We start from the raw sequence: 10,773 nt of genomic DNA on the forward strand, positions 1-10,773 counted from the left end.
CACCGGCAGCTCGCGCTCGGCCTTGACCCCCGAGACCTGCTGGGCATTCAGGGCCAGGTCGTCGCCGAGCACGCCGGCCGTCTTCTTCGCCGCGACCTTGGTCATCAGTGCCACGTCGTCGAGCATGCTGGCGATATCGTCAAGCAGGGCTAACAGGCTGGTTCCGGCCACGGGTATTTTCCTCGACAAGCAGATTCTGAAGGGCGCGCGCAAACGGCGCCCAATTACGGGAAGCCATAGTAAATCAGCTCTGCAGGCTGGTGGGGACGAGGCCGACCCCTATGCCAGCGGCGAGGCCGTCAGGGCGTGGCCAGGCGGATATCGAAACCGCTCTTGGCCTCGCTGAGAATGCGCAGGTGCTGGCTTTCGCCTGCTACCACGGGCACCACCAGCTCGCGGCGCAGCCGGCCCATGCCGCAGAGGGTGTCGTCAGCCTTATCGATGCCGATGCCGACCACCCGGTTACCCGGCGGCACATGGAAACGCGCCTGTTCGCCGATGCCGATGCGCGCCGCCACCTGGCGATCGACCAGCACCGCCACATAGCAGCCGCCGCCGAGCATGCCCAGATCGCGGTTGACCACGATCAGTCCGCTGCCCTCGACCGGCTGCTGGTGGGCCAGCAAGCGTTCGCTGGGCACCGCAGTGACTTTCTCCGGGGCGGCCTGAAAGGACGAACAACCGGCCAACACCAGCAGGGGCAGTACTGCACAAATCAATCGCATGGGAATCCTTCATGGGGGGATGATTGAAGCCGGCTCAGTATTGACGGTGCGGCTGCCGCGCTCAAGTAAAGCAGTCGAAGCCTGATCCTGCCGTCGCTTCGCGCCGCGGCTGTGCCGGCCGCCAGGTGCCGACGTGCCGAGTGCGGCCTTGGCAGCGGCTGGCAAGCAGTCCCGGGGCGACGGATTTGTTAGGATGCGCTTGCGCGCCATCCCGGACTAGCACCCTGTGCTTCCCGGCTTGCCACCTGAGCGCGTTCCCGCAACCCCACTGAAATCGCCGCGAGCACTGCCCTTACTCGGCCTCCCATCCCCTGCTCGTTGCAAAGCGAGCGGCGCGCTGATATCTGTATATGCAAACAGTATCCGGTTTCCCCATGCAGCCTCAGCTCGCCCCCAGCCTGTACTACCTGAGCAACTTCCATAAAGCCCTGGCCTGGCTGCGGGAGCGTCACCACGACCTGTTGCTGGCCGAGGAGCAGGCGTTCCTGCGCCGTTTCGGCGAGCTGGCGCTGCCCAGCCAGGCGTTGCTGGTACGCATGATCATGCGCAAGGGTCCGCACTTTCGCGCCAACAAGCTGGCCTACGCCGAGATCGGCTGCCCGCGCCACGCCGCCCAGGCGCTGCTCGATGCCGGCTGGATCCGCAACGACGCCGAGCTGACGCTGGCGGAGTTGTTCGACCTGCTGCGCAAGGAGGAGCTGCTTGAGGCCTTCGCCGCGCGTGCGCACAGGGCCTTGAAGAAACCCGAGTTGCTCGCTCGGCTGGCCGCCGAACACGGCCAGCCGCGCCCCTTCGCCGCCTGGTGCCCGGGGCTGGACGAGCAGGTGTACAGCCTGGCCATCGAACCGCTGTGCGAACGCCTGCGCCTGATGTTTTTCGGCAACCTGCAGCAGGACTGGTCGGCGTTCGTCCTCGCCGACCTGGGCATCTTCCGCTACGAGCCGGTCGCCCTGAGCGCCGACTCCCGGGTATTCCGCTGGCGCGCGGAGGTGGACTGCTACCTGGCGCTGCAACGCTGCCGCGAACGTGGCGAGACCGGCGAGCCGATCGCCGCGGTGCTGCAACAGATCGCCGCGCTGGACTGCGCCACGCCCTTTCTCGCCATGCGCCGGGCCAAGCTGCTGTTTCGCCTGGGCCAGCATCTGGAGCGCGCCGGCGAACTGGAACACGCCCTGGCCTGCTATGCCGACTGCCCGTTTGCCGGCGCCCGCCTGCGCCGCATCCGCGTACTGGAACGCCTGGGCCGCGCCGCCGAAGCCCATGAGCTGGCCAGCCTGGCCGCCGCGGCGCCGGAAAACGAGGCCGAGGCGCAGGGGCTGGAACGCGTGCTGCTGCGCCTGCGTCGCCAGCTCGGTCTGGTGCAGCCGCGCAAAGCGAAGCCACCCGCGCCGGCCCGCCTCGACCTGTGCCTGCCCAGGTCCGCAGGCCAGAGTGTCGAGGATGGGGTCAAGCTGCACCTGAGCGAGCCGGACGCGCCGGTGCACTACGTCGAGAACAGCCTGATCTGCAGCCTGTTTGGCCTGCTCTGCTGGTCGGCGATCTTCGCCCCGCTGCCCGGCGCGTTCTTCCATCCGTTCCAGAGTGGTCCGCTGGATCTGCTCAGGCCCGACTTCCAGGCGCGCCGCGCCGAACTGTTCGCCGCCTGCCTGGCGCAGCTGGATTCGGATGCCTACAAAAGCACGATCCGCCAGAGCTATGCCGCAAAATACGGCATCCAGTCGCCCTTCGTGTTCTGGAACGCCCTCGATCAAGCGTTGCTGGAACAGGCCCTCGATTGCCTGCCGGCGGCGCACCTGCGGGCCTGGTTCCAGCGCCTGCTGGGCGATATCAAGGCCAACCGCGCCGGCATGCCCGACCTGATCCAGTTCTGGCCGGCGCAGCAGCGCTACCGGATGATCGAGGTCAAAGGCCCCGGCGACCGCCTGCAGGACAACCAGCGCCGCTGGCTGGCGTTCTGCGCCGAGCACGGCATGCCGGTGGACGTGTGCTACGTGCAATGGGCCGACGCATGAAGCAACTAGTCGTGAATAACGGGGCCGTGAACTATCAGGTCGCGGTGCGCGCGCTGTGCGAATTCACCGCCAAGGTCGGCGATCTGGATCTGCGCTTCACCCCCTCGCCCACCGCCCAGGAAGGCATGACCGGACACGCCATCGTGGTCTCCCGGCGCGGCCCGGGCTACCAAGCGGAGCTGCCGCTGAGCGGCGAATACCAGGGCCTGCAGGTGCGCGGCCGGGCCGACGGCTATGCTCCGGACGACAATCGCCTGGAGGAGATCAAGACCCACCGCGGCGACATCGCCCGCATCCCGGAGAACCACCGGCTGCTGCACTGGGCCCAGGCCAAGGTTTACGGCTGGCTGCTGTGCCAGCAACGCGGCCTGGCCGAGATCGACCTGGCGGTGGTCTATTTCAACGTGCTCAGCCAGCACGAAACTGCCTTCCATCAGCGCTGCGGTGCCGATGAACTGCGTGAATTCTTCGAGCTGCAGTGCAGCCGTTTCATCGCCTGGGCCGAACGCGAGCGCGACCATCGCCGGCTGCGCAACCAGGCGCTCGAGCGCCTGCGCTTTCCCCACCCGCAGTTTCGCAGCGGCCAGCGCCAGTTGGCCGAATCGGTGTACCGCGCCGCCCGCGACGGCCACAGCCTGATGGCCCAGGCCACCACCGGCATCGGCAAGACCCTCGGCACCCTGTTTCCGCAGCTCAAGGCCTTCCCCGAGCAGGAACTGGACCGCCTGTTCTTCCTCACCGCCAAGACGCCCGGCCGGCGCTTGGCGCTGGACGCCCTGGCCACCCTGCGCAGCCAGGAAGTCGCGATGCCGCTGCGGGTGCTCGAACACGTCGCCCGCGACAAGGCCTGCGAACACCCGGACAAGGCCTGCCACGGCGACTCCTGCCCGCTGGCCAAGGGCTTCTACGACCGCTTGCCGGCCGCGCGCCAGGCCGCGCTGGAGCGCCAGTGGCTGAACCAGGACAGCGTGCGCGAAACCGCGCTGGCGCAGCGGATCTGCCCCTATTACCTGAGCCAGGAACTGTGCCGCTGGGCCGATGTGGTGGTCTGCGACTACAACTACTACTTCGACATGGGCGGCCTGCTGCATGGCCTGACCCTGCTCAACGAATGGCGCGTGACCCTGCTGGTGGACGAGGCGCACAACCTGATCGAACGCGGCCGCGGCATGTACACCGCCGCACTCGAGCAGACCCGCTTCGAGGCTCTCAGGCGGATCGCCCCGCCGGTGATGAAGGGCCCGCTGGAACGGGTCAACCGCCACTGGCAACAACTGCAGCGCGACCAGGAAGCGGCCTATCAGGTCTACCCCGCCGCCCCGGACCTGTTCATCATGGCCCTGCACAAGGCCGTCAGCACCCTCACCGATCACCTCACCGACCAGCCGGCGGGCAACGCCGCCGAGCTGCTGCACTTCTACCTGGACGCCATGCTGTTCTGCCGCCTCGCCGAGGCCTTCGACAGCCATTCGCTGTTCGACATCAGCCGCGACGACAGCCCCGGCGGGCCGGCGACTTCCACCCTGTGCATCCGCAATATAGTGCCGGCGCCCTTCCTCGCCCCGCGCTTCGCCGCCGCCCACAGCTGCACCCTGTTCTCCGCGACCCTGAGCCCCGCGCACTTCTACGCCGACCTGCTCGGCCTGCCGGAGCAGACGCCGTGGATCGATGTCGAATCGCCGTTCAGCGCCGAGCAATTGCAGGTGCAGGCGGTCAGCAACCTGTCCACCCGCTTCGCCCATCGCGACTACTCGCTGGCGCCGATCGCCGCACTGATGGCGCGCCAGTTCGCCGAGCGGCCGGGCAACTACCTGGCTTTCTTCAGCAGCTACGCCTACCTGCGCCTGGTGCTGGATGAATTCAGCGCCGCCCATCCGCAGATCCCGATCTGGCAACAGTCGCGGCAGATGGACGAGAGCCAGCGCCAGGCCTTTCTCGAGCGGTTCAGCAGCACCGGCCAGGGCATCGGCTTCGCCGTGCTCGGCGGCGCATTCGGCGAGGGCATCGACCTGCCCGGCGACCGCCTGATCGGCGCCTTCATCGCCACCCTCGGCCTGCCGCAGATCAACCCGGTCAACGAGGAAATCAAGCAGCGCATGCAGGGCATGTTCGGCAACCACCTCGGCTACGACTACACCTACCTCTACCCCGGCCTGCAGAAAGTCGTGCAGGCCGCCGGCCGGGTGATCCGCACCCAGGACGACCAGGGCGTGGTCTACCTGATCGACGACCGCTTCAACCAGCCCGTGATCCGCCGCCTGCTGCCGACCTGGTGGCATGTCGAACGCTGCCGCCTGCCCCTGCTGAGCGAGCCGAGCCTCTAGCTGCAGGCAGTTCCACCCGGAGCGAAGCGACAGCCCGCCAGCTTCTGTGCCGTGCGGAGCAACCGTGGCGCACTGCTTGCGGCTGTGGAGGAGCCCACACAGCCTAGGGGCCGCGGGCTGCTCGAGAGTGCTCCGATGGGCTGCTAACGCCTGAACAGGTTGATCAGCAGACTCAGGACGATGCTGATCAGCAGCATCGAAGTCAGCGGAATGAACACCCGGCCGCGAGGCGATTCGATGCGGATGTCACCCGGCAAGCGGCCGAACCAGTGCAACAGCCAGGGCGCGAAATGCAACAGCGCACCGAGCAGCAACAGCGTCATGCCTGCAATCATCAACCAACGCGCCATGCCCGTTTACGCCTCCATCGATGCGATCTGAGCGGCTGCGAGAAAACTCTCGCCTACTGCGGCGCCGCGCTCAGCCGAAGCGCTGGTCATAGACCTCCGGGGTCATGCCGGCGCTGGCCAGGCATTCGCGCAGGTGCTTGATTTCCTGCTTGCTGCACACATTGCCCTGGTGCGGGTGGTGCAGAAAGAACTCGTGCTGGTTCAACAACACACGAAAACGCGCACCGAGAATCGGCTCGATCGTCGCACCGAGGTGATGCAGCAATGACTCGACCTCGCGCCAGTGGACATTGCCGGGCAACGGCCCCTGGAAAATCGAGTGCAATAGAACCTGGTACTTGCGGCTCATGGTACGGCCTCCTGGCAACAGCCCACTGCTCGTAGGATAGCGGAGTGCGCCGAACACCACCGTGAGCAACAGCGCCAGCAGGCCGTTGAAAAACGTAGGCGAGGCAGGCAAGACAAGGACTAGGCGTCCCCGCAAAAACGGCCGCAACGTAGCGCAGCGGAGTTACAGCCGTAGGCTGGCCCGCTGGGTGAGCGAAGCGAATCAAAAGCGCACTGGGCTCGCACTCGAGTTTACCTGTTGTAAATGAGCATTTTGATGGGGCGCCTAGCCTGGGCTCACACGCAAGGCCGTTTTTAACGCCCCCTTTCTTTTATCAAAAGGGGCCAACGTAGGTAGTTTTTCAACAGCCTGCCAGCCACTGGCATCACTCTTGCTTTCAAACCAATCACATCAGCAGGACTCGCTCCTGCAAGGCAAAGGCGCCTGAACCCGCTGCGGCTATTTCGCAGAGGCTTCAGGCGTTTTTTTTGGCTCCCGTATTGGAGATTCAGGCACATGAAGTGGCTTACCTACCCTGCGTTCCTGCTGCTGCGCGAACTGGGCATCTCCGGCATGCTGCGCTCGCTGCTGGGCATTGCCCTGGTGGGTGGCGCCACCGCCCTGGTGGCGCCGACGCTGCCCGTGGGGGCGCTGTGGGCGGTGCTGGCCTATCTGGCCATTGCCAGCCTGTGGCTGCTGCTGCGGGAGATCGGGCAGTTGCAACGCTACTGTGAAGAAGCCGCCCAGCATGGCGTCCAGGACCCCGTCAGCGCCGGCCAGTGGCTGCTGTTGCAGTCGGTCAGCCGCGGGTTTCAGCAGTGGCTTAACCGCGAGCAGCGTCAACAACAGCTGTTGCAGCAGCGCCTGGATGAGATATCCCACTCCTCACAGGAACTCGAGCAGAGCGCCGCGCTGGTGACCCGCAATGCCGAGGGGCAAAGCGAATCGGCCACAGTCGCGGCAGCGGCGGTCGAACAACTGAATGTGAGCATTGTGCAGGTGGCGGCGCTGGCCGATGAGTCGCGGCAGACCAGCGTGGTGGCCAGCGCACAGCTGGCCGACGGCATCGAGCAACTCACCAATCTGGTGCGGCAGGTGTCCGAAATGGCGCAGCAGGCCATCACCACCAACGAACTGATCCTGCAACTGCACAGCAATTCGCGCACCATCAATGAAATGTCCGGCACCATCCGCGCGATTGCCTCGCAAACCAATTTGCTCGCCCTGAATGCCGCCATCGAGGCGGCGCGCGCGGGTGAGAGCGGCCGCGGCTTCGCCGTGGTGGCCGATGAAGTGCGCCGCCTGGCCCTGCACAGCCAGGAGTCGGCGGCCGAAATCAGCCGCAACATCGAATCGGTGCAACAGCACATCGAGGACGCCACGGTGCAGGTGTCCGACCTCACCGATCTGGCCCATCGCAGCGCCGACAGCTCCGCAGCGGTGCGCACCCTGCTCGATCAGGTGCAGCGGCGCACCCAGCAACTGACCGAACAGGTGGACCAGGTGGCGGTCAGCACCGAGCAACAGGGCAAGGCCGTGGCGGAAATCGCCGAACTGGCCGACCGCGTCCGCCAGGGCAATGCCGACAACCTGCAGGCCGCCGATCAGGCGCGCACCATCGCCCACCATCTGGCTCATCTGACAGGATAATCAGCATGAATGGATTGCCCGGATTCTCCCTCCTGCTCGCCGGCACCGCCGCCGCCCTGGTTTTGACGACCCTGCTGTTCTGCGGCCTGCACCGCCGCCTGCAGCAGCAAAGGCGCCAGCATATCCAGTTGAACATTCAGCAACTGGCCCTGTTACGCGCGCTGATCTCCGGCCTTCAGCGCCATCGTGGCCTGAGCAATGGCGTGCTCTGCGGCGATGCCAGCCTGAGCCAGGATCTGGCCGCCACGCGCCAGGGGCTGGACCGGCATGTCCGCGCCGCCGAGGAACTCGACAGCACGCACCGGGACGCCTGGCACAGCCTGATCGATCACTGGTCGCGGATGCGCGAAGGGCGCAGCAGCGACCCGGCGAACAACCTGGCGCAACACCACCTGATCATTCGCAACAGCATCTTTCTGATGGAGGATGTGGCGAGCGAAATCGACCTGAGCGAGGGCCGGGCCGAGCTGGGCTACCTGCCCTGCATCTGGCGCGAGGTGGTCCAGGCGGCAGAATGGGCCGGCCAGGCGCGGGCCCTGGGCACCGGCATCGCCGCGGCCGGCCAGAGCAGCGCCGAGCAGCGCGTGCGCATGCGCTTTCTCTACCAGAAGATCGAACTACTGGCCGGCACGGCCTTTGCCACCCTGCAGCGTCATGCCACCGAGCACCCGCAGGCTAACGTGTTCCGCCTGCAGCATCGCGAACAGGTGGTGGCGGACTTTCTGCGCTGCATCAATCAGGAACTGCTCGGCCAGGAACAACCCGTGATAGCCGCCAAGAGCTACTTCCAACGCGCCAGCCAGGCCATCGACGAACTGCTGGCCCTGGTCGATGCGGCGCTGGCTCAGTTACAGCCGCGCTGAGGAACTGCAGATGCTCACGACCGTCCAGCCGCGGCCATACGCCGATGAAGCAGCAACCCGCCCGCCCGTCCACGGCCTGCCGAGCGAGCCGGTGATTGCCAGCCGCTATCGCGACCTGTCACTGACCAGCCATTTCCAGCCCATTTTCAGTATCGCCCACGGCCGGGTGGTGGGCTATGAAGGGCTGATTCGCGCCCGACATGCCGATGGCACGGCGGAGTCGCCGGCAACCCTGCTGGCGATGCCGAACAATAGCCGGGAAAGCCTGGAGCTGGACCGCAGCTGCCGGACCCTGCATGTGCACAACTTTGCGCGCCAGGCCACGGGGCAGGCCTGGCTGTTCCTCAACTTGAACTCGCAGTACCTGGTCAGCGAACGTCCGGACATCGGCTTTACCCGCAACCTGCTGCAGGCCAGCGGCATTGCCGCGCACCGGCTGGTGATCGAGATCATCGAAAGCGAAGTCGGCGATCATGCCCAGCTAAAGCGGTTCATCAGCCATTTCCGCCAGCTGGGTTGCCTGATCGCCATCGATGACTTCGGTGCCGGGCATTCCAACTTCGACCGCATCTGGGACCTGGAACCCGACATCGTCAAGATCGACCGCCGACTGATCCAGGACGCCGGCACTTCCCGTCGGGTGGAGCGCATACTCACCGGCATCGTCAGCCTGCTGCACGAGGCCGGCAGCCTGGTGGTCGTGGAAGGCGTGGAAAGCGAACACGAGGCCCTGGTGGCCATCGCCGCCAACGCCGACATGATCCAGGGCTTCTATTTCGCCAGACCCCAGGCGCGCATCGACGTCGAGCAGGGCTTTGCCACGACCTTCGATAGCCTGCTGCGCGGCCAGCAGTGGAAAAGCGTCAAACGCAGCGCCGACCTGCAGCACTATGTGCGCGCAATAGAAGGCCTGTTTCACCAGGCCGTGGCGCTTTTTGCCGCCCACCAGCAGTTCGATCACAGCTGCAGCGTGCTCTTCAGCGACCCGCGCACCGTGCGCTGCTACCTGCTCGATGAGGCCGGTTATCAGGTCTCGCGCAATGTCTATGCCCCGCACTACCAGCAGCAGCTGAATGCGCGCTTCGCGCCGCTCCTGTGTGGCGACAACGCCAACTGGTCGCACAAGCACTACCACTACCGGGCACTGAAGCAGCCGGGGGCCATCCAGATCAGCCGGCCCTACCTGTCGGTAGCGGACTCGCGCATGTGCATCACGGTCTCGCAGACCGTCAAGGTCCTCGGCCGGCTGCATGTCTTCTGTTGTGACCTGGATTGGCAGGAACAATGATCGGGCTCGCCCCGAGCGGGACGCCGGGCGGAAGATCCCCGCGTGATTGATACGACATCCAGCCTACTGCGTAGGCCCTCGCCAGCCGCCTACGGGCAATGGACTGGTAGAGAGACTCAAACGGTCACTTCGCAACCGAGGCACACCTCGACCCGGTTGCGACCATTGTCCTTGCAGCGGTAAAGCGCCCTGTCGGCACGGTTGATGGCGCTTTTCAGCCCATCGTCCTCCTGGAATTCGCTGACCCCCACACTGATGGTGATAGCGACGGATTGGCCGTCGAAACACCAGCGCTGTTGCATCAGCGCCTGCCGGACCCGCTCGGCACTCGCCCGCGCCTGTTCCAGGTTGGTATCCGGAAGAACGGCCAGAAACTCCTCGCCGCCCCAGCGCGCAATCAGATCCTGGCTTCTCAGCACGGCCTTGATGGCGTTCGCCACGTCCACCAACACCTTGTCGCCGAGCTCATGGCCGTGGCTGTCGTTGATGATCTTGAAGTGATCGATATCCAGCAATAGCAGCCCGATGGGATGCCGGCTGCGCTGGAAGCGTGCCAGTTCCCTCTCGGCCAGATCGATCATGTGCCGGCGGTTGAACAGCCCCGTCAACGGGTCGGTGGCCGCCATTTGCCGCAGCTTGCGCTGGGCCGAACTGACGATCTTCAGATAGAAGAACGACAGGTAACTGAACATGGCGAAGACCACGCTCAGATTGAACAGGTGCACGGCCAGCAAGGCGTCGCGGGAAATCGGCTGCAGCGGCTCGCCAGTCCACATGACCACATCCAGCATCAGGTAAAACGCCCACAACGAGACCAGTGCCGCAAGCGCGCCGCGCAGCGGCATGCTGAGAAACAGCGCCGGGATGAACATCAACAGATAGTAGTGAAAGCCACTGTCCCAGCCGATCAACAGCGTGCCCAAGGCGGCGTGGACGATGACCTCCGTCCAGATCAGCGCAATGGCCAGCCGATTGCGCCGCCTGGCCAGCGCCTGGTAGGCCAGGATGTACATGGAAACACTGATGACATTGACCCAGGCCAGGAGGGGAGAACCGAGGACATGAAAAAGAAAGAAAAATGCCACATCCACCGTGCCGGCAATCTGGCAACAGCGCTTGGCCACCCGCCAGAACTGCGGACGCCGCACAGCGGCGGAAGCGGGTGTCTTGGGCCTGTCGCTGTTGTTCATAGGCGAAATCCAGATGCGGTCCCCCAAGCCTAGGCTGCTATGG

10 protein-coding genes are annotated in these 10,773 nt (G+C 65.4%); 5 read left to right on the forward strand and 5 right to left on the reverse strand.

Annotated elements, in window-relative coordinates:
• A partial coding sequence (locus ABZE94_RS16500; RefSeq protein ID WP_372876579.1) for a DUF808 family protein occupies window positions 1-171 on the reverse strand: 171 nt, incomplete at its 3' end.
• A gap of 128 nt (window positions 172-299) precedes the next feature.
• Window positions 300-725 carry a 3-isopropylmalate dehydratase gene (locus ABZE94_RS16505; RefSeq protein ID WP_372876571.1) on the reverse strand — a complete coding sequence of 142 codons (426 nt, stop codon included), beginning with the start codon at window positions 723-725 and terminating at the stop codon, window positions 300-302.
• Between the two features lie 374 nt (window positions 726-1,099).
• On the opposite strand from ABZE94_RS16505, the gene ABZE94_RS16510 reads away from it, so the two are divergent.
• The gene (locus tag ABZE94_RS16510; protein WP_372876572.1) at window positions 1,100-2,737 is read left to right on the forward strand and encodes a VRR-NUC domain-containing protein; all 1,638 of its coding nucleotides are present in this window, start codon (window positions 1,100-1,102) and stop codon (window positions 2,735-2,737) included.
• Window positions 2,734-5,061 carry an ATP-dependent DNA helicase gene (locus tag ABZE94_RS16515; protein ID WP_372876573.1) on the forward strand — a complete coding sequence of 776 codons (2,328 nt, stop codon included), beginning with the start codon at window positions 2,734-2,736 and terminating at the stop codon, window positions 5,059-5,061. The genes ABZE94_RS16510 and ABZE94_RS16515 overlap by 4 nt, the downstream gene beginning before the upstream one ends.
• A gap of 143 nt (window positions 5,062-5,204) precedes the next feature.
• On the opposite strand, the gene ABZE94_RS16520 is transcribed toward ABZE94_RS16515, so the two are convergent.
• Together ABZE94_RS16520 and ABZE94_RS16525 are read right to left on the reverse strand one after the other, a co-directional pair.
• A complete protein-coding gene (locus tag ABZE94_RS16520; protein WP_372876574.1) occupies window positions 5,205-5,411 on the reverse strand; it encodes a DUF2905 domain-containing protein in 207 nt (68 codons plus the stop codon).
• Window positions 5,412-5,481: 70 nt separating this feature from the next.
• Window positions 5,482-5,760: a hypothetical protein gene (locus ABZE94_RS16525; protein ID WP_372876575.1), complete on the reverse strand. Its 279-nt coding sequence runs from the start codon at window positions 5,758-5,760 to the stop codon at window positions 5,482-5,484.
• 552 nt (window positions 5,761-6,312) lie between these two features.
• Between ABZE94_RS16525 and ABZE94_RS16530 the strand changes: the two genes are divergently transcribed.
• From ABZE94_RS16530 to ABZE94_RS16540, 3 genes are read left to right on the forward strand one after another with little or no spacing between them, the layout of a single operon-like run.
• Window positions 6,313-7,389 carry a methyl-accepting chemotaxis protein gene (locus ABZE94_RS16530; RefSeq protein WP_372876580.1) on the forward strand — a complete coding sequence of 359 codons (1,077 nt, stop codon included), beginning with the start codon at window positions 6,313-6,315 and terminating at the stop codon, window positions 7,387-7,389.
• Window positions 7,390-7,394: 5 nt separating this feature from the next.
• A complete protein-coding gene (locus ABZE94_RS16535; protein ID WP_372876576.1) occupies window positions 7,395-8,252 on the forward strand; it encodes a nitrate- and nitrite sensing domain-containing protein in 858 nt (285 codons plus the stop codon).
• Window positions 8,253-8,262: 10 nt separating this feature from the next.
• Window positions 8,263-9,540, forward strand: a complete 1,278-nt coding sequence (locus tag ABZE94_RS16540; protein ID WP_372876577.1) for an EAL domain-containing protein — start codon at window positions 8,263-8,265, stop codon at window positions 9,538-9,540.
• Between the two features lie 116 nt (window positions 9,541-9,656).
• Here the strand turns inward: ABZE94_RS16540 and ABZE94_RS16545 are convergent, their stop codons facing one another.
• The gene (locus ABZE94_RS16545) at window positions 9,657-10,730 is read right to left on the reverse strand and encodes a GGDEF domain-containing protein (RefSeq protein WP_372876578.1); all 1,074 of its coding nucleotides are present in this window, start codon (window positions 10,728-10,730) and stop codon (window positions 9,657-9,659) included.
• Between the last annotated feature and the right edge of the window lie 43 nt (window positions 10,731-10,773).

Source organism: Pseudomonas sp., assembly GCF_041601375.1.
GTDB lineage: Bacteria > Pseudomonadota > Gammaproteobacteria > Pseudomonadales > Pseudomonadaceae > Aquipseudomonas.